At 72.5% G+C, this 24,292-nt stretch carries 27 protein-coding genes and 1 tRNA gene; 13 read left to right on the top strand and 15 right to left on the bottom strand.

Features of this window, described 5'->3' with window-relative positions:
- The first annotated feature begins 23 nt into the window (after positions 1–23).
- The 12 genes from obgE (at position 24) to J4E96_RS14945 (ending at position 10,198) form a co-directional block, all read left to right on the top strand.
- Complete coding sequence (gene obgE / locus J4E96_RS15000) at positions 24–1,625, top strand: GTPase ObgE (RefSeq protein WP_227422881.1); 1,602 nt, start codon at positions 24–26, stop codon at positions 1,623–1,625.
- The gene (gene proB, locus J4E96_RS14995) at positions 1,622–2,764 is read left to right on the top strand and encodes a glutamate 5-kinase (RefSeq protein WP_227422880.1); all 1,143 of its coding nucleotides are present in this window, start codon (positions 1,622–1,624) and stop codon (positions 2,762–2,764) included. The genes obgE and proB overlap by 4 nt, the downstream gene beginning before the upstream one ends.
- On the top strand, positions 2,761–3,795 hold the full coding sequence (locus tag J4E96_RS14990) for a GNAT family N-acetyltransferase (protein WP_227422879.1): 1,035 nt from the start codon (positions 2,761–2,763) through the stop codon (positions 3,793–3,795). Before proB ends, J4E96_RS14990 begins: the two co-directional genes overlap by 4 nt.
- Positions 3,792–5,171: a glutamate-5-semialdehyde dehydrogenase gene (locus tag J4E96_RS14985; RefSeq protein WP_227422878.1), complete on the top strand. Its 1,380-nt coding sequence runs from the start codon at positions 3,792–3,794 to the stop codon at positions 5,169–5,171. The genes J4E96_RS14990 and J4E96_RS14985 overlap by 4 nt, the downstream gene beginning before the upstream one ends.
- A 97-nt stretch (positions 5,172–5,268) precedes the next feature.
- The gene (locus J4E96_RS14980; RefSeq protein ID WP_227422877.1) at positions 5,269–5,421 is read left to right on the top strand and encodes a hypothetical protein; all 153 of its coding nucleotides are present in this window, start codon (positions 5,269–5,271) and stop codon (positions 5,419–5,421) included.
- A gap of 22 nt (positions 5,422–5,443) precedes the next feature.
- Complete coding sequence (gene nadD, locus J4E96_RS14975) at positions 5,444–6,049, top strand: nicotinate-nucleotide adenylyltransferase (RefSeq protein ID WP_227422876.1); 606 nt, start codon at positions 5,444–5,446, stop codon at positions 6,047–6,049.
- Positions 6,042–7,337 (top strand): hypothetical protein, encoded by a 1,296-nt coding sequence (locus tag J4E96_RS14970; protein WP_227422875.1) that lies wholly within the window; start codon positions 6,042–6,044, stop codon positions 7,335–7,337. Before nadD ends, J4E96_RS14970 begins: the two co-directional genes overlap by 8 nt.
- Positions 7,334–7,729: a ribosome silencing factor gene (rsfS, locus tag J4E96_RS14965; RefSeq protein ID WP_227422874.1), complete on the top strand. Its 396-nt coding sequence runs from the start codon at positions 7,334–7,336 to the stop codon at positions 7,727–7,729. Before J4E96_RS14970 ends, rsfS begins: the two co-directional genes overlap by 4 nt.
- Positions 7,726–8,388, top strand: coding sequence for a histidine phosphatase family protein (locus J4E96_RS14960; protein ID WP_227422873.1), 663 nt, complete (start codon positions 7,726–7,728; stop codon positions 8,386–8,388). Before rsfS ends, J4E96_RS14960 begins: the two co-directional genes overlap by 4 nt.
- 83 nt (positions 8,389–8,471) lie before the next feature.
- Positions 8,472–8,544 (top strand) — tRNA-Ala (locus J4E96_RS14955).
- 23 nt (positions 8,545–8,567) lie between these two features.
- Entirely contained in the window at positions 8,568–8,936 is a 369-nt protein-coding gene (locus J4E96_RS14950; RefSeq protein WP_227422872.1) for a helix-turn-helix transcriptional regulator, read from the top strand.
- Positions 8,933–10,198, top strand: a complete 1,266-nt coding sequence (locus J4E96_RS14945) for a tyrosine-type recombinase/integrase (RefSeq protein ID WP_227422871.1) — start codon at positions 8,933–8,935, stop codon at positions 10,196–10,198. The genes J4E96_RS14950 and J4E96_RS14945 overlap by 4 nt, the downstream gene beginning before the upstream one ends.
- A 161-nt stretch (positions 10,199–10,359) precedes the next feature.
- Here J4E96_RS14945 and J4E96_RS14940 read toward each other — a convergent pair whose 3' ends face one another.
- The 8 genes from J4E96_RS14940 to J4E96_RS14905 form a co-directional block, all read right to left on the bottom strand.
- Positions 10,360–11,379, bottom strand: a complete 1,020-nt coding sequence (locus tag J4E96_RS14940; RefSeq protein WP_227422870.1) for a hypothetical protein — start codon at positions 11,377–11,379, stop codon at positions 10,360–10,362.
- Positions 11,376–12,023: a hypothetical protein gene (locus J4E96_RS14935; RefSeq protein ID WP_227425778.1), complete on the bottom strand. Its 648-nt coding sequence runs from the start codon at positions 12,021–12,023 to the stop codon at positions 11,376–11,378. The genes J4E96_RS14940 and J4E96_RS14935 overlap by 4 nt, the downstream gene beginning before the upstream one ends.
- Before the next feature lie 14 nt (positions 12,024–12,037).
- Positions 12,038–12,481: a single stranded DNA-binding domain-containing protein gene (locus tag J4E96_RS14930; RefSeq protein ID WP_227422869.1), complete on the bottom strand. Its 444-nt coding sequence runs from the start codon at positions 12,479–12,481 to the stop codon at positions 12,038–12,040.
- Positions 12,482–12,645: 164 nt separating this feature from the next.
- Positions 12,646–14,427, bottom strand: coding sequence for a type IV secretory system conjugative DNA transfer family protein (locus J4E96_RS14925; protein ID WP_227422868.1), 1,782 nt, complete (start codon positions 14,425–14,427; stop codon positions 12,646–12,648).
- Positions 14,424–14,954, bottom strand: a complete 531-nt coding sequence (locus J4E96_RS14920; RefSeq protein ID WP_227422867.1) for a hypothetical protein — start codon at positions 14,952–14,954, stop codon at positions 14,424–14,426. Before J4E96_RS14920 ends, J4E96_RS14925 begins: the two co-directional genes overlap by 4 nt.
- A gap of 29 nt (positions 14,955–14,983) precedes the next feature.
- Complete coding sequence (locus tag J4E96_RS14915; protein ID WP_227422866.1) at positions 14,984–16,081, bottom strand: ArdC-like ssDNA-binding domain-containing protein; 1,098 nt, start codon at positions 16,079–16,081, stop codon at positions 14,984–14,986.
- 75 nt (positions 16,082–16,156) lie between these two features.
- Entirely contained in the window at positions 16,157–17,644 is a 1,488-nt protein-coding gene (locus J4E96_RS14910; RefSeq protein ID WP_227422865.1) for an ATP-binding protein, read from the bottom strand.
- A gap of 103 nt (positions 17,645–17,747) precedes the next feature.
- On the bottom strand, positions 17,748–18,212 hold the full coding sequence (locus J4E96_RS14905) for a hypothetical protein (RefSeq protein ID WP_227422864.1): 465 nt from the start codon (positions 18,210–18,212) through the stop codon (positions 17,748–17,750).
- Positions 18,213–18,381: 169 nt separating this feature from the next.
- Between J4E96_RS14905 and J4E96_RS14900 the strand changes: the two genes are divergently transcribed.
- Positions 18,382–18,681: a helix-turn-helix transcriptional regulator gene (locus J4E96_RS14900; RefSeq protein WP_319637691.1), complete on the top strand. Its 300-nt coding sequence runs from the start codon at positions 18,382–18,384 to the stop codon at positions 18,679–18,681.
- On the opposite strand, the gene J4E96_RS14895 is transcribed toward J4E96_RS14900, so the two are convergent.
- From J4E96_RS14895 to J4E96_RS14865, 7 genes are all read right to left on the bottom strand, one after another.
- The gene (locus tag J4E96_RS14895; protein WP_227422863.1) at positions 18,668–18,850 is read right to left on the bottom strand and encodes a hypothetical protein; all 183 of its coding nucleotides are present in this window, start codon (positions 18,848–18,850) and stop codon (positions 18,668–18,670) included. The two genes, J4E96_RS14900 and J4E96_RS14895, sit on opposite strands and share 14 nt — an antisense overlap.
- Positions 18,851–18,994: 144 nt before the next feature.
- Positions 18,995–20,455 (bottom strand): SCO6880 family protein, encoded by a 1,461-nt coding sequence (locus J4E96_RS14890; RefSeq protein WP_227422862.1) that lies wholly within the window; start codon positions 20,453–20,455, stop codon positions 18,995–18,997.
- Entirely contained in the window at positions 20,452–21,714 is a 1,263-nt protein-coding gene (locus tag J4E96_RS14885) for a conjugal transfer protein TrbL (RefSeq protein WP_227422861.1), read from the bottom strand. Before J4E96_RS14885 ends, J4E96_RS14890 begins: the two co-directional genes overlap by 4 nt.
- A 31-nt stretch (positions 21,715–21,745) precedes the next feature.
- Positions 21,746–22,051 carry a DUF6112 family protein gene (locus J4E96_RS14880; RefSeq protein WP_227422860.1) on the bottom strand — a complete coding sequence of 102 codons (306 nt, stop codon included), beginning with the start codon at positions 22,049–22,051 and terminating at the stop codon, positions 21,746–21,748.
- Positions 22,052–22,086: 35 nt separating this feature from the next.
- Entirely contained in the window at positions 22,087–22,377 is a 291-nt protein-coding gene (locus J4E96_RS14875; RefSeq protein ID WP_227422859.1) for a DUF6112 family protein, read from the bottom strand.
- Complete coding sequence (locus tag J4E96_RS14870; RefSeq protein WP_227422858.1) at positions 22,374–23,579, bottom strand: M23 family metallopeptidase; 1,206 nt, start codon at positions 23,577–23,579, stop codon at positions 22,374–22,376. Before J4E96_RS14870 ends, J4E96_RS14875 begins: the two co-directional genes overlap by 4 nt.
- A gap of 11 nt (positions 23,580–23,590) precedes the next feature.
- Entirely contained in the window at positions 23,591–24,292 is a 702-nt protein-coding gene (locus J4E96_RS14865) for a hypothetical protein (protein ID WP_227422857.1), read from the bottom strand.

Here is a 24,292-nt window from a genome sequence, read left to right as displayed (position 1 = left end):
CAATGAGCAAGGAGGGTCCAGCCGTGGCGACATTCGTCGACCGGGTCGTGCTGCATGCCAGCGGGGGTGACGGCGGAAACGGCTGTGCCTCGATCCACCGGGAGAAGTTCAAGCCGCTCGCCGGCCCGGACGGCGGCACGGGTGGCCGCGGTGGTTCGGTCATCGTCGAGGTCGACCCGCAGGTCACGACGCTGCTTGAGTTCCACCACTCGCCGCACTGGCACGCCACGAGCGGCAGCCAGGGCATGGGCAACTGGCGCCAGGGCGCCTCGGGCGCCGACCTCGTCCTCGGTGTGCCCGACGGCACGGTCGTCAAGACCAAGGACGGTCACGTGCTGGCCGACCTCGTCGGCGTCGGCACCCAGTACGTCGTCGCGCCCGGCGGGCACGGCGGGCTCGGCAACTTCTCGCTCGCGTCGCCGCGGCGGATCGCGCCCGGCTTCGCGCTGCTCGGCGAGCCCGGCGAGGAGTGCGACGTCGTCCTCGAGCTCAAGACGATCGCCGACGTCGCGCTCATCGGGTTCCCGAGCGCCGGCAAGTCGAGCCTCATCGCCGCCATCTCGGCCGCGCGCCCCAAGATCGCGGACTACCCGTTCACGACCCTCATCCCGAACCTCGGCGTGGTGCAGGCGGGTGCGTCGCGCTTCACCGTCGCCGACGTGCCGGGCCTGATCCCGGGCGCGAGCGAGGGCAAGGGCCTCGGCCTCGAGTTCCTGCGGCACATCGAGCGGTGCTCCGTGCTCGTGCACGTGATCGACTGCGCGACGCTCGAGCCCGACCGCGACCCGCTGAGCGACCTCGATCAGATCGAGGCGGAGCTCGCGAAGTACGGCGGCGACGTCGGCATCGAGGGTGGGCGCGTGCCGCTCACCGAGCGGCTGCGCATGGTCGTGCTCAACAAGATCGACGTGCCCGACGCCCGCGAGCTCGCGGACCTCGTGCGCCCGGACCTCGAGGCGCGTGGGCTCGAGGTCTTCGAGATCTCGGCCGTGAGCCACGAGGGCCTGCGGCCGCTCACCTTCGCGCTCGCGCAGCTGGTCGAGCGGTTCCGGCGCGAGACCGTCGAGGCGCCCCCGACCCGCACCGTGCTGCGGCCCAAGGCGGTCGACGACGCGGGGTTCACGGTCACGCGCCAGGAGGCGTCGGGCAAGCTCTACTTCCAGATCCTCGGCACCAAGCCCGAGCGTTGGGTCCGCCAGACGCAGTTCTCCAACGACGAGGCCGTCGGCTACCTCGCCGACCGGCTCGCCCGGATGGGCGTCGAGGAGGCGTTGTTCGCCAAGGGCGCGGTCGCGGGCGACGAGGTCGTCATCGGCGCGGGGGACAACGCGGTCATCTTCGACTGGGAGCCCACGATGCTGACGGGCTCCGAGCTGCTCGGTGGGCCGCGCGGCACCGACCTGCGCCTGGAGAACCACTCGCGCCCGACGCGCGTGGACAAGCGCAAGGAGTACAAGGACCGGATGGACGCCAAGGCGGAGGCTCGGGCCGAGCTCTGGACCGAGCGCACCGCCGGCGTGTGGACGGACGACGACCCCGACGGCGCGCCCGCAGCGGGCGCCCCGCGCGCGGACAAGGGCCCGGCCGCGAGCCCGGACGCGACGGGAACGCCGCAGGGCTCGTGAGCGCCGCGGCGCTCAGCGACCGGGCGCTGCTGCCGCGCGCGCCCCGCATCGTCGTCAAGGTCGGCTCGTCCTCGCTCACGGGCGAGGACGGCCGGCTCGACACCGCCGCGCTGGGCGCGCTGGTGGACGTGCTCGCGGCGCGCCGCGCCGCGGGTGGACAGGTCGTGCTCGTGTCCTCGGGGGCGATCGCGGCCGGGATCGGCCCGCTCGGCCTCGGCGCCCGCCCCCGCGACCTCGCGACTGCGCAGGCGGCCGCGTCCGTCGGCCAGGGCCTGCTCGTCGCGCACTACACGGAGGCCTTCGCCGCGCACGGCCTGCGCGTCGGCCAGGTGCTGCTCACCGCCGAGGACACGATCCGGCGGGTGCACTACCGCAACGCGCGGCGCGCGTTGACGCGGCTGCTCGACCTCGGCGTGGTGCCGATCGTGAACGAGAACGACACCGTCGCGACGGACGAGATCCGGTTCGGGGACAACGACCGGCTCGCGGCCCTCGTGTCCCACCTCGTGCACGCCGACGCGATGGTGCTGCTCACCGACGTCGACGCCCTCTACGACGCGCCGCCCTCGCGGGCCGGCGCCCACCGGATCGCCTCGGTCACCGATCCCGGCGAGCTCGAGGGCGTCGAGGTCACCGCGCGCGGCAGCGGCGTCGGCACCGGCGGGATGGTCACGAAGCTGGCCGCGGTCGCCATCGCGACGGGCTCGGGCATCCCGGTCGTGCTCACGTCGGCGACCCTCGCCGCGCAGGCCCTCGCGGGCCAGGAGGTCGGGACGTGGTTCGCCGCGACGGGCCGCAAGCGCTCCACGCGGCTGCTGTGGCTCGCGTACGCCGCGCACACGAACGGCCGCCTCGTGCTCGACGACGGCGCGGTCGTCGCCGTCCGCGGCGGGCGCGCCTCCCTGCTGCCGGCCGGCGTCACGGCGGTCGAGGGCGACTTCGTCGCGGGCGACCCGGTCGAGCTGGTCAGCACCGCCGGGCTCGTCGTCGCACGCGGCATCGTCTCGTTCGACTCCGCCGAGCTCCCCGCGCTGCTCGGCCGGTCGACCTCGTCGCTGCGCGCCGAGCACGGGCCGGGCTACGACCGGGAGGTCGTGCACCGCGACGACCTCGTCCTCGTGCGCCGGACCCACCAGTGAGCGCGGCGCTCACGGTCCGGTCGGCGCAACCAGGGGAGTATCGCGAGGTCGGCGCGCTCACGGTCGCCGCGTTCGCGGCCGGGCCGTACGGGCCGGCCACGGATCCGGCGCGGCTCGCGCTGCTGTCGGACGCCGCCGGTCGCGCCGCCACCGGCGACCTGCTGGTCGCGGCAGACGCCGTGACGGGCGACCTCGTCGGCACCGCGAGCCTGCTGCGGGCCGGGACGGGCTACGCCCGGACCGCCCTCGCGGACGAGGCCGAGCTCCGGCTCCTCGCGGTGGCTGCCCCGGCCCGCGGTCGCGGCGTCGCGGCCACGCTCATGCGCGGGGCGATCGACCGCGCGCGCGGCTGGGGCGCCAGCGCCCTGGTCGTCGACACGGGGCCCGCGAACCTCACGGCCCAGCGCCTGTACCACCGGCTCGGGTTCGACCGCCGGCCCGACCGCGAGACGACCGCGGTGCCCGGCGTCGGCGTGCTCGCCGTCTTCCGGTTCGACCTGCGCCGCCGCGACGGCGTCGCGATCAGGCTCGCGCGCGCCGACGAGATCGATCGGGTCGCCGCGCTGTCCGTGACCGCCTACACGAGCGAGTACGTGCTGCCGGCGGACTACGTCGCGTCGATCGCCGACGTCGGCCCGCGGGCCCGCGAGCACGAGGTCTGGGTCGCGCAGGACCGGGCGACCGGGGAGCTGCTCGGGACCGTCACGACGCCGCGCCCCGGCGCGAACCTCTCGCCGCTCGGGCGCCCGGGCGAGCTCGACTTCCGCCTGCTGGCTGTCGACCCGGCGGCGCGCGGCCGCGGGATCGGTGAGCTGCTGACGCGGCACGTCATCGCGGTCGCGCGCTGGCGCGGCCTCGACCGCGTCGTGCTGAACTCCGGCCCCGACATGCTGCCGGCGCACCGCCTGTACGAGCGGCTCGGCTTCGCCCGGCTACCCGCGCGCGAGACCGTGCTGCTGCCGGACGGGCGGCCGCTGTACGTCTACGGGCTCGACCTCGACCGGGGTCGCCCGGCTACGCTTGGCGCATGACTGCGATCAGCTCTCGTCCGACCCCGGCCGCCGTGTCTGAGGGCGTCGTCGGCGCTGTGCCTGAGGGCGTCGTCGACGCTGTGCCCGAGGGCGTCGTCGGCGTCGTGTCCGAGGACGTCGCTGACGCCGTCCTCGGCGTCGCGCGGCGCGCGAAGGTCGCCTCGCGCGCGCTCGCGACCGCCACGCGCGCCACCAAGGACGCGGCGTTGCGCGCGCTCGCCGACGCGCTCGTCGCGGCGACGCCGGAGATCGTCGCGGCCAATGCCGAGGACCTCGAGCGTGGCCGGGCGCAGGGCACGTCGGCCGGCCTGCTGGACCGGCTCGCGCTCACCCCGGAGCGGATCGAGGCCATCGCGGCCGCGCTCCGGGAGCTCGCGGCGCTGCCTGACCCGGTGGGTGAGGTCGTGCGCGGCTCGACGCTGCCGAACGGGCTGCGGCTGCGCCAGGTGCGCGTGCCGATGGGGGTCGTCGGCATGATCTACGAGGCGCGGCCGAACGTCACCGTCGACGCGGCGGGCCTCGCGCTCAAGAGCGGCAATGCCGTGATCCTGCGTGGCGGGTCGGCCGCGGCCCGGTCCAACGAGGTGATCGTCGGCGTGCTTTCGCGCGCGCTCGTCGCGCAGGGCCTGCCGGGCGACGCGATCGCGTCCATCGACGCGTACGGCCGCGGGGGAGCGGTCGCGCTCATGCACGCGCGCGGGCTCGTCGACCTGCTCGTGCCCCGCGGCGGGGCCGACCTCATCCGGACCGTCGTGCGGGAGTCGACCGTGCCCGTCGTCGAGACCGGGACTGGCAACTGCCACGTGTACGTCGACGCGAGCGCCGATCCTGCGATGGCGCTGCCGATCCTGCTGAACTCGAAGACGCAGCGGACGGGAGTCTGCAACGCGGCCGAGACACTGCTCGTGCACGCCGACGCCGCCGCCGCGTTCCTGCCCGGCGCGCTCACCGCCCTCGCCGCCGCCGGCGTCCTCGTGCACGGGGATGCCCGGACCGCCGAGCTTGCCCCGGCAGGGGTGCAGGTCGTCCCCGCGACCGATGACGACTGGGCCCGCGAGTACCTGGCGCTCGAGCTCGCCGTCGGCGTCGTCGAGGACCTCGACGCGGCGATCGAGCACATCCGGCGCTGGACGTCCGGGCACACCGAATCCATCGTCACGAGCGACCTCGCGTCGTCCGAGCGGTTCGTGGCCGAGCTGGACTCCGCCGTCGTCATGGTCAACGCCTCGACGCGGTTCACGGACGGGGGCCAGTTCGGGCTGGGCGCCGAGATCGGCATCTCGACCCAGAAGTTGCACGCGCGCGGGCCCATGGGGCTCGGCGAGCTCACCACGACGAAGTGGATCGTCCAGGGCGAGGGCCAGATCCGCGCCTGAGCGCGGCGTGCTGGGTGCCCCGGCTGCGGGTGGCATGCGACACTAGTGCTTTCGTGCGCGGGTCGGCGCACGGCGTTCGGACCCCCAGGAGGACCACGTGCATGCTGCGCTTCGATTGGCCGAGGAAGCCGCCGCGGGAGCCCACGAGCTGCCGTTCGAGCCGGCCGTGTTCGGGGTCCTCGGCTTCGGGGGACTGGTCGCGCTGCTGCTGGTGACGTACGCGTTCCGTAGTGTCGGGACCCGTCACTAGCGACCTCGGGCGGGCTGCACCCATGACGCACCGGCGACCTCGCATCGGGGTGATGGGGGGCACGTTCGATCCCGTTCACCACGGTCACCTGGTCGCCGCGAGCGAGGCAGCCGCCCGGTTCGACCTGGACGAGGTCGTCTTCGCCCCGACCGGGAGGTCCTCGTTCAAGCAGGATCAGGTCGTCTCGCCCGCCGAGCACCGGTACCTGATGACCGTGATCGCGACGGCGTCGAACCCTCGCTTCACCGTCAGCCGGGTCGACCTCGACCGGCCCGGGCTGACGTACACGGTCGACACGCTGCGGGACCTGTCCGCGGAGCGCGCCGGCGCGGACCTGTTCTTCATCTCCGGCGCCGACGCGATCGAGCAGATCCTGCGCTGGAAGGATGCCCAGGAGCTCTTCACGATGGCGCAGTTCGTCGCGGTCACCCGGCCGGGGCACCAGCTCTCGGTCGCGGGGCTCCCGCCCGATCGGGTCCAGGTGCTCGAGGTGCCCGCGCTTGCCATCTCGTCAACCGACATCCGGGCACGGGTCCGGGCCGGGAAGCCGGCGTGGTACCTGGTTCCGGACGGAGTCGTGCAGTACATCGCCAAGCACGGTCTATATCGAGGTCAGGACGATGAGTAACGAACCCGGCGAGCGCCGCCGACGCCGCGAGCTCGAGCGCGCGCGCGAGCTCGCCACGCAGCACGCCGCGATCGAGCAAATTACCCCCGGGCAGCCAGTCGCCGACGCGCCAGTCACCGCGCCCCTGTCGCGGCGCGCCAGGCGCGAGCTCGAGCGTGCCTCGGAGGTTGCCCCGGAGGCCGCTGCCCCCGCCGCGCCCGGGCCTGCCGTCACGCCGCCGGCGGCGGCGCCTGCTGCGAAGACTCCTGCTGCGGCGACGCCTGCTGCGAAGACGCCTGCTGCGAAGGCGCCCGCCGCGGCGACGCCTGCTGCGAAGGCGCCGGCCGCGAAGGCGCCCGTCGCATCGGTGCGCCCTGCAGCGACGCCCGCTGCTCCCACGCCGCGGCTCGCCCCGGACACGGATCCGCCGTCGACCACGGGGACGCCGCCGGCCACGGCGACGCGGACGTGGGTCCCGCCGCGACCCACCCCGCCCGTGACCGCCCGGCCCGCGCCCGCGCGCCCGACCCAGGCCTCCGCCGTCGACCGGCCGGACATCGCCGCACCCACGGAGCCCGCCTCGCCGGCGCCGCGCGTGCCGACCGCCCTGTCCCGGCGCGCCATGCGCAACGCCGCCGCCCCGGTGCAGGACCAGGCCCAGGCACCCGTCGTGCACCCCCCGACGACGACGGGCACCATCAGGGCGGTCGCTCCCGCCGCCGAGCCGACCTCGAGCCGCCCGGCGCCGCTGGCGCAGTCCCCGGGCCGCGGCTACCCGCCGGTCGCCCCGCGCCGCCCTGCCACGGGGCCGCAGGGTCGGGTCGGTGGAGCCGCCGCTGTGCCGGCCGCTCCCGCCCCGCTGTCCCCGACGTCGGCCGCGCCGGGCAGCCAGGCGCTGTGGAGCCCGCTGGCGGCCGTGGAGACCACCGACGGCGCGTCGGCGACGACCCCCGCGGCGGCCGCCGACACCGGGGCGGGCGCGCCGCTCGTCCCGCGCTGGGGCAACGTTCCACCCGGCTCGTTCGACGCCGTCACGCGGCCCGAGCCCGAGCCCGCCGCGGACGACGTGCCGGCCGCCGAGACCAGCAAGCCAGCCGTCGCCGACGCCGCCCCCGCCCGGCGCCCCCGGCGCCCCGCCTACACCGTGCTGCAGATGCTCACCCTCGCGCTCGTCGCGTTCGTGCTCGGCTTCCTGGTGTGGCTCCTCATCCTCAGGGGCTCACCCGAGCCAACTGCTGCCGCTGCCTTCGCGCCGGCTCCCACCGCGTCGTCGTCGGCGCTTTCGTCGTCCCACCTAGGAGAACCATGACCGCCACCCCCCGCGCCGTCGAGCTTGCGATCGCCGCGGCCCGTGCCGCCTCGACCCTCAAGGCCGAGGAAATCATCGCGCTCGACGTCAGCGAGCACCTCGTGCTCACCGACGTGTTCCTGATCGCGTCGGGCACCAACGAGCGCCAGGTCGGCGCCATCGTCGACGCCGTCGAGGAGTCGCTGCACAAGCTGGGCGCCAAGCCGATCCGGCGCGAGGGCAAGGCAGCCGGCCGCTGGGTCCTCATCGACTTCGGCGACATCGTCGTCCACGTCCAGCACGCGGAGGACCGCGTCTACTACGCGCTCGAGCGCCTCTGGAAGGATTGCCCGCTCATCGACCTGCCCGACGACGCCCGGGGCGGCAGCGGTACCGCGGAGCTCACCGCGTGAGCGCAGGCACCCTGCTGCTCTGGCGGCACGGCCGCACCGCGCACAACGCGACGCTGCGCCTGCAGGGCCAGGTCGACATCCCGCTCGACGACATCGGGGCCCGGCAGGCGCGCACCGCGGCGGCCGCGCTCGTCGCGACCACCAAGCCGGGCGCGATCGTCGTGTCCGACCTGAGCCGCGCCGTCGCGACCGCTGGCTTCCTGGCAGAGATCACCGATCAGCCGCTCGTCGTCGACCCACGGCTGCGCGAGCGGAGCTTCGGCCTGTGGGAGGGCCTGACGGGCGACGAGATCTCGGCCCGCTGGGCCGACGAGTTCGCCGTCTGGCGCGCCGGCGGCGAGCCCGAGAACGTTGGCGCGGAGACTCGCGCCGCCGTCGCGAGCCGCATGGTCGAGGCCATCACCGAGCACGCCGACCGGCTGGAGGCCGACGACGCGCTCGTGGTCGTCTCGCACGGCGCCGCCATCACGCTGGCGATCACCGCGCTGCTCGGCCTCGACACCGTGGGCTGGCGGGGGATCGCCGGCCTGACGAACGCGCACTGGACGGAGCTGCGCCGCAACACCGAGAAGGTGAGCCCCGGCTGGCGCCTGTTCGGGCACGACCTCGGACCGTCGACCTCCATCGAGCAGTGGAACGCGGGCACGGACCTCACGTAGGCTGGTTTCTCGGGTCGTGGCGGCTCGATTCGTGATCTCGGGCATTCGTAGCCTAGACTTCACGAGGCCCGCAAGGGTGAAGCGGGGCTGTGGCGCAGCTGGTAGCGCACCTGCATGGCATGCAGGGGGTCAGGGGTTCGAATCCCCTCAGCTCCACCCGTAGTCGCAGGTCACAGGCCATGTCTGGGCTCCTGAAGAGGAGCAAGGACATGGCCTGTGGGCATTTATTGGGCACTTTGGCGTCGTCACTCGACCTGGAGCGGCCCGATCTCGGCGCGTCTCGAGGACCCTCGGCGCGGGCCGCACACCTGAGTTTCATGGACATACAGGACAGTGCGCCGCGCACCTTAGAGGTGCTCTCGTTGCCGGAGCTCGCCGAGAGGCTCCACGTCAGCGCGCAGACGCTGTACGACCTGCGGACCAAGGGCCGCGGCCCACGCGGGTTCCGCGTCGGACCCAGGCTGATGTTTCGGGTGGTCGAGATCGAGGCCTGGCTCGCCCGGATGGAGGCCGACGACGCTCGCAGGCATGACCGGAGCCGACCGTGAGCGGGCGGCCGCGCACCTCCATCGGGACGTTCGGTGAGATCCGGATCGTCGACCTAGGGGGCAGGTACCGGGCGGAGACCCGCTACCGGGACCTGGATGGCCGGCTGCGCAAGGTCCGCGCCACCGCGAGGTCGATGCGGGCGGTGCAGTCCTCGATCAAGGACCGCCTGGCTTCGCGCGTCGGGTACGGCGGCGGCGGGCTACTGAGCCTGTCCAGCCCGTTCGGAGATCTGGCCCAGCTGTGGCTCGAAGACCTTGAGGTCCGCGACATCTCGGAGGGGACCAAGGAGAACTACCGCGACGACCTTCGCCTGCACGTGTTGCCGTTCTTCGCCAGCTACACCCTCGGCGAACTTTCCACCGGCAGGGTCGAGGTCTTCCTCAAGAGCGAGCTCGCGGTCTCCTACTCGCGAGCTAAGCACTCCAAGACGCTGCTGAGCATGATGTTCGCGTTCGCACTGCGTCACGACGCGATCCCTCGCAATCCGCTGGAGGGGACCTCGGATCTGATCCGGCCTAAGCATGTGGTGCAGGCGATGACCTTGGTGCAGGTGCAGCAGATCCGCGCCGCCGTCGCCGCGTGGCGCACGGGTCCCGGTGTGCTGGGACCTCGACCGGACGGGACGGTCCGAGATGTTTGCGAGGTCCTCCTGGGGACCTCGATGCGGCCGGGGGAGGTGCTCGCTCTGCGCCCGGTCGACATCACCGAGACTCGGCAGGGGATGGTCGCCCACATCCAGGGCACCGTCGTCGAACGCAAGAAGACTGGGTGCCACCGCCAGGATCACCCCAAGACCGACGCATCGAACCGGCGCATCCCGGTGCCGGAGTTCGCAGCCCGGGTGATCCGTGAGCGGCTCGCACAGCTGACGCCCGACCAGTCAGAGGTCACGATCTTCCACAACCGGTACGGCAAGGTCCTTACCCTGCACAACCTTCGTCGTACGTTCCGTGAGGTGGTCAAGGACGCAGGTCTGGAGGGTCTTGGCATCACCCCACGCTGGTACCGGCGCACCGGCGCCACGATCCTCGCCCGCGGAATCGGTGTGGACGCCGCTGCGACGTACCTCGGGCACACCTCCACAGTCATCACCGAGAAGCATTACATCCAGCCCGACGCATTCATCGACCAGACCCCGGCCATCATGCTGGACCGGTCCCTGCGGCCCGTCGATCCTGACGGCACGTTGCTTGCAGGACGAGTCTCGGACGAAGAGGACGATCTGCTCGACACGATCGACGAAGCTGAAGGGGAAGGTTGATGCGGAGGTCAGCAGCCCGGCTCGACGCGGGGGGATGCGGCCGAATCTGTAGATCGACCGCCGACTCGACCTGGCCTCGATCTGTTCGCGCCCCGAGCGGCCGGCGCGGTCGCCGAGTCGCGGCGCCTCGACCGGGCTGCGTGGACCGTGCTCACGATTGCTCACCACAGCCCGAGCTCTGGTCGTTCGGGGTTCTCGTCGACGACAGGTTCGCTCTCACGAGTCTCGGACTCCCGATCCCTCGCCAGCGGTCGGGCCCGGTTCGCGCCGCCCGCATTCAACTGCTCCGAGCCTGGAATGTCGAGGACTCCGCTCCGCGTGCGTGCCGAGTAGACGAGGCCTTCACGGCGCGATGTGGTTGCCATGTCATCCAGGGCGGCGCCGAAGTCGGCCTCGAACTGGCGGGGGTCAGCGGTGACGGTCATTGCGTTCGGCCCGCTCGTGCGGGGATCGATGTCGATCTGGCCGAGCACATAGTCCGGTCGCTCGTCGAAGTACGTGTTCAGCAGTAGTATCCGGCCCTCGATGAAGATCGGTGTGGTGTCGGTGAACTCGATCCTGCGGGGACGCTGGCCTGGAGGCGCGCGATGCAGGACGATCAGGTCGGTTGCGGTGTCGGTGCCAGCGACGTTGCGTTGGATGCCGCCTGGGAGGCGGACCGCGCCGACCAGATCGGCCTGGTCGGCGATCACTTGGCGGGCCTCGGTGTCCGGGGCGTCGAGCAGGTCGTGGGAGGCGAGCACGACGGTCATGCCGCCCGCCTTGGTGAGGTCGAGTGAGACAAACGTCAACACCTCCTGCATGACTCGACGCCGGTCTTGATGGAACGGGAGCGCGAACTTCACGTCGTTGAACGGCAGGGCGGCGATCACGAGATCGAAGTTCTCGCCGGCGTTGGTGAACTTCTCCGCCTGGACCGGGTATCCGCTGCCGTCGGCCGGGCCGATGGTCGCGACCAAAGAGCCGAAGCCGTGGCCCTTCGCGTAGGGGTGACCGAGGTATGAGGCCGGATCGTCGCCGTGGACCAGGACGCGCCCGGACTCGAACCCGAGCGTTCGCAGCGCCTTCCACACGTGCTCGGCCATCAAACGGTGGGGGCGCAATGCACTGGTGGTCATGCTGTCTTCCATCGCGACCATGTCGGCGAACTCCCGTAGCGCGCGCTCGTTCGGGCCGGTCATGAGGCACCATCTGCGGCGTCGGCGGCGAAGCCGCCCCGATGAATCAGGAGCGTCAACGCGTCCGCAGCTGTCCGGGCTCGGCGTTGGGCGACGTCGGCAGCGACGAACGCCTCGAAGTCCGCTTGACGGTCGACGATGGGCCGCTCGGCCGCGGTCAGGTGCGGATCCTCGCCGGGCCATGCGGTCTGCCGGGTCGGGCGGTCGGTGTCGAGCTTCGTGCCGCAGGTTGCCACCCAGTCGCGCAGCCGGGTCCGGGACTCGGCGAAGTAGCGCTGGAACATCAGCGGCGATGTTGCCTGCGCGCCCGGGCCGTAGGCGTTGAGCCAGAACGCGTGCAGTGCCGACAGCTCCCAGACCAGCTCCCAGTGGCGATGCCACAGCGGAGGGATGATGTTCGGGGGGAGGCCGTAGTCCCGGCGCAGCTGCGTCACCCACCGGTCCAGTCGCTGCCAGTGGGCTCGGGCGGCGTCGGGGGTGAGGTCGATCCAGTTGACGACCTGGATCCTCGCCGGCTGAAGGTCAGGCTGTTGCCGAATCGCGCGCGCCGGTTCTCGCCTCCCGTCGTGATTCGGCCGAACCTGGTTGGTCTCGGTGTCGGGTTCAGTGGCGTGACGCCAAGGGCCGGAGCCGGTTTCGCTGGTCATCGTCACGAGGCCCCTCAGATCGCGCCGGCGTGCGCGGGAATGCTCGCGGTCGCCGAGCCCGGCGCGCTGGGGGTGGCCTGTTCGTCGACCTCGCGACGGTGCAGCGCGCGTTGCCGGCGTTGGTGGGTGCGCACCACCCGGTAGGTGGTTCGCTTGGCGTCGTGGCCGATCCGCTCGGCGACGAATACGGTCCCGGTCGCCGGGACGTGACCGACCCGCCCGGACGCGAGGAACACGTCGCCCTTGCGGAAGCGGCGCGACACGCGTTCGGCCGCGTCGCCGTACACGTATAGGTCGAAGTAGACCTTGCTGACTGGCTGGCCCGGGTCGATCTGGCCACCGGCCGGCGCGACGGCGCCGACTCGGGCCCGCACGTAGTGGACGCCCTTGGCGGTCTGCTCGAGTGCGCCCATCGACACGATGAACCCGGACACGCACGTCTGGGTAGGGATGGACATCGCAACCTCCAGCTGCTGGCGCAGCGCCCTATCGGCAGCCGCTCTCGAGTGGTAGGTGTGCCGCCGCACCCCGACGCCCAGCCCGCCGGCCAACGGCCCCCAGCCATCCGGCTCCCGGCGCAGGACGAGGCGGCAGGGCGGGGGCGGGCAGGGGGGTGGCGCTCTTACGCTGATCGTCGTAGGGATCGTTCGACGGCGATGCGCTCGCCGGCGAGCCGGGTGGCGTCGGGTCGCCGGGTCCAGGGACGCAGGTCGGTGACCACTGGGGGTGCCGAGCGCAGCAGGAGCAGGGCGGTGCCGAACGGCAGGGTGCGGATCACTTCCGGTGGCATGACGGGGACGCGTCTGGTGGAGCTCTGCACGGACCGGGAGCCGTAGTCGCCTCGGGTGACGGAGTCGGTCTGTTCGTCGCGTTCGCCGACGAGCGCGGACAGGTCTTGGAGGTCGCGGGCGGCGGACGTGCCGCCGAGGACGACTTTGACGATGGACGCGTCCCAGATCGCCCCGGCCGCGTGGTCGCCCCACTTGTCGCGTGCCTGGGACAGGGACTGCAGCACGGTCATGGTGGTGATGCCGGTGCCACCGCCTTCAGCCATGAGCACGGGCAGGGACGGCAGAGGGGCGAGGTTGCCGATCTCGTCGAGGGCGAGCAGCAGTGGAGGGTCTAGGCGGGCGCCTGTGGAGGCGGCGGCGAGGTGTCGGGCGGTCTCGACGAGGTCTTCGATGAACGCGGCGACGAGCGGCCAGGACGCGCCGGCGCCCGCGCCGGTCGCGAGCAGGTACAGGGTGCCGTTGTGGGTGAGGAACTCGGTGGGGTCGAACTGCTCGTCGGGCCGTGGGGTGACGGCGTCCATGACGCGTGGGTCCGCCAGGCACGACAGGGCGAGGGAGACGCCCATCCAGATGGAGTCTCTGGTGCGGGGGTCGGAGTGGATCATCGCGTCGAGCGATTCGGACCACCCCGGGGCGGCGCCGGGGTGGGAGGCGAGGATCGCGACGGCGTCGGCGGCTGTCGACGGTGACAGCGACCAGGAGAACAGCTGTCGGGGGCTGCACTCGCCGAGAGCGGCGGCGTGCAGCAGCCCTTGGAGGGCGGTGCGGGTCTTACCTTCCCAGAACCCGCCGGACTCGACGCCGCCGCTGGACAGGCCGGTCGCTGAGGACAGGCCGGTGGCGCGGATCATCGCGGTCAGTGGGTTCTCGCAGCCGCGCACTGGTGACCAGCGCAGCCCGGTGGGGAGCCCTTCGGCGAGCTGTTGGGGGTCGAACACGGCGACCGGGCCGCGGCGGCGGCGGGCGGTGATCGTGGCGGCGAGGTTGTCGGGTCGAGTCGAGGTCGTGATGACGGCGCCCGGCGCGTCGAGGATCGCGTTGATGACCACGTGCAGACCTTTGCCGGAGCGGGGCGGTCCGAGCAGCAGCATGGAGTCCTCGACCGAGGACCAGACGCTGCGCCGGTGGGCGGTGCCGAGCAGGTACCCGACGTCGGCGGGTATCGGCGCGGTCAGCGAGGGGCGCAGGGTGCTCGAGCGGGCGAGCAGGGACTTCGGCGAGGCGGACACGGTGACGTCGCGGGACGTCGCCGTTCCGACCAGGCGGTGCGGGTCGCGCGACGATGCCGTCTGCCGCCGCCCGAGGAGCCGCCACCCACACCAGGCCCCGACCCCCAGCGCGGCGAGCATGAGGGCGACGACACTCCAGTACGCGACGACGTTCAGGCCGGGCGCGCCGAGCGCGGTCGCGGGGTCAGTGGGGCCGGCGAGCACCCGCACCCCCGCCTCGAGGCCACCGGCGGGCCGCGCGGTGCCCGCAACGAACGCCGTGATCGTGGCGGCCACGCGGAGCACCCCGGCCAGTGCTGCGAAGGCGACCAAGAGGGTGAGGGCCACGTTGACCAGCTCGTCATTGACCGGGCCAGCAGCTGCGCCCGCACGGGAGGAGGTCATGCGGCGCGCCCGCCACCGGCAGTGGCGCTCTCGGCGGTGGGGTCGGACACGATCAGTGTTTGGGAGTCCAACCCGAACATGATCAGCACTCCGGGTAGCCGGTTGAGCAGCGCCCCGGGCAGGGGGAGCTGTGCCACCCCGTCCAAGCGCGCCGTCCTGGTGGCGACCACGACGGCGATGTAGACGTCCTCGCCGGGCGCGAAGCCGTCTCCGGTGATGCTGAACGCCGGTGGTCGCAGCTGCAACGCCGCCTCGGCCACGGCCGCCGTGCCAGCGTCGGCGACCGGCGCATCCGGGTGGGTGATGATCGGTGCGTCGACCGACGCGTCGGGATCGAACACGTGGGTGTACCGGTCACCGGTCGCGTCGACAAGTTCGGCGAACACCGACTGCTCGAGCAGGTTCGCGAGGTCCCGGGCTGGCCGCCATGGGTCGGTGCCCGCCCGGGCGTACTGCTCGGGCAGCTCTTGGCGTTCACCATCGAGCACGACGGTGAGCGAGTTGTCCGCGTTAGCCAGGATGCTCACGCGTGGCAGATCAGGTTGCGGCGCTCGGGTCACAACGTCACCCCGTCGGGCTCGGCGACCAGTCCGAGGTCGAGATCCGGGACCGGTTCGCGTCCCGGTCCGGGGACCGCAGCGGCCGGTACCTGGAGGAAGGGGCGGGCGGTGTGCGGTGCGCGGTCCAGTCCGGGCGGGTCGCCGTTTCCGACCTGGTGGGTGTCCATGCGGTCGAGGATGGCCAACGCGGTCTTGCGGACCCGGTCGGCGGTCGCAGTGACGACCTCGACTGGGTCCTTGCCGGGCACGGTCGCTGCCCACGTCGAGACGTAGGGGACGGTGTACTGGGAGGTGTCCATCTGGTGGGCGGCGAAGAGCATCAGCGCGACGCTCTCGGCTTCGACTTCCGCGATCCCGCGGTGGGACGCGGCGCCGGTGAGGACGGGCCCGTGCAGCAGGACGTGGGCGAGTTCGTGGCCGAGGGTGCGGCACTTGGATGCGTCGTCGACATCGGCGCGGATGGACACCGTCCGGGTCAGGTAGTTGGTGACGCCGTTGGCGCCGTCGAGGGCGCCCGCGTCAGGCACAACGCGCAGGGCGAACCCGAGGCCGATGACCTGGCGGACGAGACCGTCCCAGAGCCCGTCGGGTGCGCGGCCGCGGAGCAACCGCGGGGCGGGCGGCGCCGGGATCGGTGGGCCGTCGGTGCTGGAGGCGTCCCACACGTGGGCGACCTTGGTGCTGATCAGCTGGGTGCGCAGGATCTCACCGGGCCTGGACTTCTCCCGGGGTCCGAGCCGGCGCCATGCGCTGCGCGGGTCCGCCCAGCCGGTCGCGGCGAAGCGCGCCACGACCGGGGCGAGGATCGCGTACCCGCCGGCTCCCCGGCGGACTTGGTGGCCGAGGGACTGCCATTGGCGGTACCCCGCGACGAATGTCGGTACCGGGTCCGGGACGCGTCCCTGCTCGTACGCCTCGAAGTGCTGGACGTAGATCAGCAGCGTGTTGCTGAACGAGCGGGACCGGAACTTCGCCGCGAACTCCAGCGCGCGACGCCAGTCCTCGCCGGACACGAGCGCTGCTACGGACCGTGTGAGCGTGTCGTGGACCGCGGCGAGCTTGGCCTCGCGGTCGCTGGTGGTCTGGTCCTGCATAGCAGCCTCCTCGAACGGGGTGTCTGCCAGGTAGGTGTGCGTGCCCCGCCAGCGAACTTCCGCGCCGGCGAGCTTCTATGTCTCGCCCCGGGCGCGGCGACCGGTGTCGAACAGCGCCGCCTCGTCGGGGTGCAACTGGGCTTGGACGACGAAGCTGCGGCCACGAATGCGCCACAGCCCTTGGCCGTCGCCGAGGGTGGGCAGGAGCGCAGCTTCGGTGCGGTTCAGGGCGAGAGTGGTGGCGGTGTGTCCGAGCTGGTCGGGCTCCTGGCGGTAGATGACCCGGGTCTCGGCGTTGGCGAGCAGCGACGACGCGATCGCCCGCAGCGCCGAGCCTTGGTCGCCGACGTTGTCCAGGTCGGAGAGCTTGTGGAAGATCAGCACGTTCGCGATGCCGTAGTGCCGGGCCAGGCGCCAGTGCGCATCCATCCGGCGCAGCAACGCCGGGTGCTGCATGAGCCGCCACGCCTCGTCGTAGACGACCCACCGTTGCCCACCGCCCGGGTCGGCCAGGGCGGACTCCATCCACGCCGACGAGCACGTCATCAGCACCGACAAGGCGGCGCTGTTCTGGGCTACCCGGGACAGGTCCAGCGACATCATCGGCAACGTCGGGTCGAACCGAACCGTCGAAGGCCCGTCGAACATGCCGGCCAGGTCCCCGGCCACCAGCCGGCGCAACGCGTGCCCGACCAGGCGGCCGTCCTCGACTAGACGCCGGCCCGGGTCATCGCGTGTGGTCGGCGCCAGAATGCGGTCCACGACCATCGGCAGGATCGGCACCGGTGCCGACCGGACGGCGTCCGTCAAGGCCACGTCGATAGCGGTGTGCTCGAGCGGGGTCAGCGGCCGGTCGAGGACCGTCTCGGCGAGGGCGCCGAGGAGGTCGCGGCGGCGCGCCGCGACCTGGATCGACCACTGGGCGTCGTCGAGCCCGGTGGGGCGGTGGCCCTCGTCGAGGGGGTTGAGGCGGTTCGCCAGTCCGGGGCCGAGGGCGATGGCCCGCCCACCGACGGCTTCGGCGACCGCGGTGTGTTCACCTTTGGGGTCGCCGGGCACGTAGACGCGCCGGCCGAACGCGATGGACCGCGTGTACAGCGACTTGGCCAGGGAGGACTTGCCTGACCCGACGATCCCGGCCAGGACCATGTTCGGGGCGGTGATCAGCCCCCGCTGGTACAGCACCCACGGGTCGTACACGAACGAGCTGCCTGAGTGCAGGTCCTGGCCGACGAACACGCCGTCGGCGCCGAGCCCGCCCTCGGCCAGGAACGGGTACGCACCTGCCCACGTCGCGGATGTGTCTTGGTGGCGGGGAAGGCGCAACCGGCCAGGTGAGCGCATCGTCGCCGGGCCGGGCTCTCCCGCCTTCGGCAGGTAGACGGTGGCGCGGCGCTCGGCGCGCTCGGCCCGGGCGGCCGCCTGACCCGCGGCCCGGGCTGCGCCGTCCTCGGCGGCGCGCACGCGCGCCGCCGCCCGCTGGCGTTCCTTGCGCAGCCGGCGCCGTTCCCCTTTCGGGGCGATCAGGACCGCCGTGCGCAGCTGGGCTCGGGCGCCGATCACGGCGTGACCTCCGTCGCCAAGGTGCGAGACGGGTCGCGGTGCCCGCCAATCGCGCGGGCGGCCTCTGTTGCGGGGGCGGCACTGGCAGACATGGGTGGCTCGCCTAGGCGGTGAGGTCGGGGCCACTGGTGTCCCGGTGGGCGCCAAGATCGAGGACGTCCCCGTCGGGCCCGGCGCCGGAGGTGAGGTCGGGGGTGCGTTGGTGGTCGATCTGGTCCCTGGTGTACCAGGCGATGCGACCGGAATGCTGGGAGGCGCTGCCCAGGTCGTCGTCGACCTTGCCCAGGTGGATCACCGCGTGACGCAGCGCCATCGCCGCTTCCTGGGCCTCGAGCTGGCCCTCGCGGGCGTCGCCGGCGTCGTCGTGCGCGAGGTCGCGGTTGAGGGTGTGCGCGGTGGCGAGCTGGGACACGACCTGCTGCATCCGGCGGTTCGCGGCCAACAGGCTGCCGAGCACCCAATAGATGTCGCCTTCCTTGCCCTCGAAGCTGCGCGTCGCGTGCGCGAGCACCCGGACCTGGTCCGCCAGCTCGTTCGCCGCCTCCACCGGGTCGTTGAAATTCGCCATCACAGCCTCCAGATGCCGGGGTTGAACACTCACCCCGAGGGTGTGCGCGCTGCGCCGCGGCACGGTGCCGGGGCCGCGAGTGCTGCCGCACCGGACATGGACGGGAGCCGGCGCGGCAGGTTGTGGACGACTGCGAACGTGTGGGCGGCGAACGTGCCAACGTGGGTGCGTGACGATCGAGCCGCCTCGTTTCATCAGCCTGGCCCGCGCGTGCGAGCTGCTGGGCGTCTCCTCTAGCCAGGGGTACGCGCTCGTGCGCGGCGGGGAGATCCCGGCGATCCAGGTCGGTGGCCGCGGGATCTGGCGGATCGAGGTGCGCGAGCTGGAGGCGTACATCCAACGCCAGTACGCCGCGACCCGCTCCAAGATCGCCCAAGACGACTCGAGCCAGGTCGACTCCACGCAGGTCGACTCCACGCAGGTCGACTCCACGCGGGGCGATCGTTCGCGGCCGGTTAGCGGCGGGTGACGGCGTTCGCCCAGACCCACGCCCAGCCTTCACGTCCGTGGCGGTCGATGTAGCGGACGTGGACCTGGGTGCCCGCCCACGCGACGGCGTGGCCGTCGCACTCGTGATCGCCGGACTGGTGCGCCTGGATCCAGACCCGCACCGGCACCGGGTCGGAGGGTTCGACCACCGGATATCCGTGCCGTTGCTCTTTCGGCGCTTCGCGGGCGGCGTCGCGCATCGGGACCTGCTCGATGCCGCTGGCGCCGACGCGGCGGCGTCCCTCTCCGGTCACCGCACCCACCCCGCTCGATCGAACACCCGTTCGATCAGTCTATGTCGGGCGGCACAGCGGTAGCGCCGCCGCGGCGAACGCCTTGGCTTGCTGCCCCCACAACCGGCGGGTCTCGCAGGAGGCTTGGATGGCGGCCTGTTCGATCGCGGCGACCGCCTGCTCGAGTTCGATCAGGTCGGGGGCGCTGACGCAGATGAGCCCGGTGGCGCGCAGGACGCCGTGCCCGGCGGTGAGGTCGGCTTCTTGTTGGAGGACGTCGGCGTACTCGGCGTGCTGGGCGGCGCCTTCGATTTGCCCGAGCTTGGCGCGTTGGGCGGCGTCGGCGAGGTACTCGGTCTTCTTCTTGCGGATGTCGCGGGCCGCGGCGTCGGCGCGCAGCGGGGTGAATAGCACCGTGATCGTGCGGCGCACCCCCGAGGTCTGGATCAGCGGGGCGAGGAAGCTGGGATACACGGCCGACCGGGGCCACTCCGAGATCCAGAGCACGCAGTGAAAGGCGGAGTCGGACCGGGTGTGGCCCCATTCCTCGGCGGCCGACACGGGTCCGGCGGTCGCGAGGTCCAGACCGGCGCCGCCGCGACGGTCGAGCGCGGCGGCCACGACCGGGTCGTACGCCGAGCGGAGGATCAGCGCCAGGTCACCGGGGGTGAGCACGGCGGACGGGGCCAGGTCTGCGGCCCGCAGCGCCGCGCACAAGGACTCCATCTCCTGGGTCAGCACGGCGGCGGCGCCGCGCATCCGGCCCCCGGCGGCGCGGATCGCGCGGGCGCACACGCGCAAGTCGATCGACACGGACACGGTCGAGGCGTGCCGCTCGCCGGCCGGGCCGGCGCGGTCGATGAGCTCGGCGTAGGTACGCGTGACCCACGAGTTCGAACGGGACCCGTGCGCGGCCCACCACTCGGTGAGGCCCTTGCCGGAGTCGGGCAGGGTCCGCTCGCAGACCTGCAGGGCGGCAACCCGCCCGGACCGGCACCCGGTCGCCAGGACCCGGCCCCACGCAGTGACGCGGCGCTGCTGCTCGGCGGGATCGAGGAGGGTGAAGGCCGGGTGGGTCACGGTGACGATCGCAGTCAAGGTCCTGGCGTGGGGGTCATGGATCATCGCGCCACCGGCGTCGGCATCGGTCCACAGGCGAAGACTGGCCGCATCACCGGGCAGGGCGAGGGTGCCGTAAGGGCGCGGCGAGCTCAGGCGGTGGTGGAACACGTTCTGACCGGTTGCGACGCGCTGGACGAACCGGCCCGCGACCGGCACCCAGGAGATGACCGGGGTCCCGGCGATGCGCACCCACGCCAACGCCGCCAGAGTGGCCAAGGCCGGTGCGCAGTACAGGAGCGTCCGGCCGCCGAGGTAGAGGCTGACCACGAGCAGCAGCGCCCCGGCCCCGACCACGCCTACCTGGGCGAGAGACAATCCCAGGAGAACTCCCCGGCGAGCCAGGCGGGAGAACTTCACGGCCTGAACGTCGGCGTCGGGCCCGGCCGGCCCGGTGGTCATCGCCGATCTCCTCGGCCCGTGGTCGCGGCGCCGTCGTGGTGGCTGCCGGCGGCGCCGGCCACGGTCCGTCCCGTGCGCTGGCCCGCAGCCCAGGTGCGCCCGGCCGCAGCGGCACCCACGGCGACGACACCCACGCCGGCCGCCGCCACCGCACCGCCCGCAGCGCCCGCCGCAGCCCCGCCCGACGCAGCGCCACCGGCGGCCCCGGCGGACGTGCCTGCGGGCGCCGCCGGCCCTGCGGGCCGTGCCGCGGAGGTTGCCGGGGTTGTCGGCGGCCGTGCACCGTGACCGCCGTCGAGGACCTGTGTCGGGGTGGGCCGGGCGGGGCGGCTGGGGGTCGGCAGCGGACGGTCCAGGGCGTGCTTGGCTTCTTGTTCGCTGCTGGCGGCGTGGTAGAAGTCCACGCCGATGAAGCTGATCGCCTTGTACGTCAGGTAAGGGGCGAACCCGGCGATCAGCATCAGGACGACCCCGGAGATCGGGTCCGACAGAGATTGCAGGTCGGAGCTAATCGGTGCGCTCTGCTCGGCGACAGCGAGGAGAAAGAAGACCACGATCACGAGCTTGGACACGATCAGCGCGATCACGAACGTGGCCCACCGCGACACCCAGCCGCGGGTGGCGTCCCACGACAGGCCCGCCATCGCGACGGGCGCGAACACGATCGCAACCAGCAGCAGGGCTTTGCGGATGAGCAGGCTGATCCAGATTATGAACGCCCCACCGATCGCCAACGACGCGACGAACAAGCTGAGCAGGGCGCCGACGCCTGGGGCCAGCGGCATCGTCAACGCGATGCCACCGGAAAGCAGAGCGATCCGGGCGCCGAGGTCTTCCATGGTGGTCCCCGCCGCGCTCACGATGCCGAGGGTGAGCTGATCGGTGATCTCCAACGCGGCGGCGATCAACGTCAACGCGATGAATGACCCCAGGACCGATTTGGCGAGCCCGAGTACGGCGCGCGTCAGGGCGGCGCCCTCGCGGCGGATCATCGCGGCGGTGACCTGGAGCAGGAAGAAGGCGAGCATGACGAACACGGCGATGCCGAACAGCAGGTTGTAGACGGAGGTGAACCGGCCGCTGGTGAGGTCCACGAACGTCGTGGCTTCGAAGATCGACCACATCGACTCGAACAAGAACGCTGCCGTGTGGCCGGCGACCTCGGCGGCGCCCTCAAACCCGGTGATGAGCCAGTTCGTGCTGGCCTCGGCCGCGGCGTTGCACAGTCCGTCGACGACGGGAACTTCACACACACCCATGTCCGGGCTCCTTCCTCCCCCAAGGGGGGTGTCAGATGGTTTGGCCGACGGTCCAGAAGAAGTTCACGAGGGTGACCGACGCGCCGCAGATGATCGCCGCGCCCAGGGCGATGAGGACTCCGGTCTTTCCACGGCCCGCGAGGTGCGGGTTCGAGGAGTTCGCGCCCATCGCCCACACGATCGCGGAGACGATCAGGGCGAGGACGGCGAGGATGAGCCCGACGGTCATGATCGCGCCGACGATGGTGCGCAACGCGTCGATGCCGGGCAAACCGTTCGAGTTCGGGGTGATGGTGATACCGGCCACGACGGTGGCGGGCGAACTGATCAGTGACATGGGCGTTCTCCTGGGGGTCGGGGAGTGGGTGCGGGTTACAGGGAGGCGCCGGTGTGCAGGAGCCAGTTGACCCAGGCGAGGGCGCTCCCGGTCAGGGCGGCCCCGCCGAGAGCGACCAGGACACCGGTGCGGGCGCGGGCGGCGGTGTGCCAGCTCCCCGAAGTCGACGAGATCGCCCACGTCACGGCGCAGCCGACGAGCACTCCGACGGCCGCGATCAGCGCCACGGTCAGCAGCGCCCCGACGATCCGCGCCAACCCAACGGAGGCGGCGACCGCGCCGAAGTCGGGGCCCACCGCCCCGGTGAATACCTCGGTGCCGGTCATGGGGTCGCCTCGCTCGCGCGGGCGAGACCTGGGCACACCGGGGCCTGCGTAGCGCTGGCCGGGAGCAGATGGTCGCCGGTCAGCTGAGTGGTGGCGTCGAGCCAGGGCTGGGGGTCGATGGCCAGCCGGCCGGGGTCGCCGGGGCGGAGCTCGAAGTGCAGGTGCGGGTTGGTGGAGTTGCCGGTGGAGCCGACATCGCCGATGTGCTGGCCGGCACGGACGACGTCGCCGACGTCGACGTGGATGCCGCCGTCGAGTAGATGCCCGTAGACCGACGCGACCGTGCCCGAGCTCGCGACGGTGCCGGTGGGGTGCAGGAGGGTGATGCGGTTGCCGAGCCCGCCGCCTGGTCCGGCCGCGACGACCCGCCCGTCCGCGGTCGCCAGGACCGGTGTCCCGGCGGCGGCCGCGAGGTCGACGCCGGCGTGCAGCGCCCACACGTGGGTCACAGGGTTGACGCGCATCCCGAACCTGCTGGTCGCCGACCAGGTTCCCTCGGGCAGCGGGAACACCGCCTGACTTGTATGGGGTAGTCCCGCCACGCCATCTGCGGCGGGATCGGTGGGGGTGGTGAGCGCGGTGAGGATCGCTGCGGCGACCGGCTCGTACCGGGCGTAGCGGGACGGGTAGGCGGACACCTCGACCGCTTGTGCGGCGGTAGCGGCGGGTAGATCGCGCCAGTGGGGGATGTCGAGCAGCCCACGCGGAGAACCGTGGTTCGGGCCATCGGGCCCGCCGAAGAAGGCTTGTGCTTGGTAGGTCGGGTCCATGAGCTCGGCGACCGTGCCCCACCCCGCCGCGGGGCGCATCTGGAAGATGCCCAGCGAATCGTGATCATGCCCGTCGCCGTCGTGGGGGTAGGCGGCGGACTGGGGGTAGGCGGTCGTGTTAGCGAACATCCGCAGCCCGGACTCGGTCAGCCCCGCCATCAGCGCGACCAGCACACCGTCACGTCCCACCCCGGCGGTGCGAGATCCGGTCGCGATGATCGTGGCCGCGTGGCCAAGCTGCGTGCGATCCAGGCGCACCGGCGACCCGTCCGCCGCGGTGGTCTGCAGCTGGTCGGGAATCGGGCCGACCATGACCGCGGACGCGGGGCACGCGGCGCTGAAAACCGCGCCCACCACCAGTGCCAGGACCACGACAAGAAGCCCCGGGGCGACCAGGACGGCCGCCGTCGCGGTGAGGACCAGGCGAGGCATGACCGGCCCCCTTATCGCAGCGGCTTGTCGAGCTGCGTCAGGCGCAGCAGGTAGCAGGTGGGGTACGCCGGTTCGCAGCCCACGAACACCGTGAACGCCACGTCGAACTCCTGCGCCACCGGCCGGCCATCCCAGGTGCCGGTGCGGTGCCGGACGCCGGTGATCGTCACGGCAACAGTCCCGGGCGCCACGACGCCAGGGTCCTGGGCCAGGGCAGCGGTCCAGGCAGCGGGGACGTCGGCGCCGGTGACTTCAAGCCACTGACGGGTGTCGTATGCGCCCAGGTGGGTCCACGCCTGCGGGCTCGGCAGGTACCGGGCCAGATCGGTGAGCAGGCCGGGGGTCTCCTGGCCGGTCGGATCTGCGACCACCAACAGGCGGCCCTTGTGATCAGCCAGTGCCGCCGGCGCCGTGGTGTCCCACGCGAACAGTGCCCGCGCCGCAGATTGAGCGAACTCGACCGGGTCGCGCGACGGCACGACCGGGGCCAGCTCGCCGACGCCCGCAGCAGCAGACGGCGGAGGCGGCGCAGGCCCGACCGGGGGCGGTGACGACTTCGGCGTGGACGCGGCGGACGATGGCGCGCGGTCAGGCCTGCCGGCGGAGTCGGGCGCGACGAGGGTGGCCGTCGCGACGGCGACGAGCGCGATCGTCGCGGCGCCGGCGAGGACGGCCGACACGATGCGGCGGGTGCGAGAGGGGGAGTGGCGCAT

Source organism: Pengzhenrongella sicca (genome assembly GCF_017569225.1).
GTDB classification, from domain to species: Bacteria; Actinomycetota; Actinomycetes; order Actinomycetales; family Cellulomonadaceae; genus Pengzhenrongella; species Pengzhenrongella sicca.
This window is presented reverse-complemented; position numbering and strand designations above follow the sequence as displayed.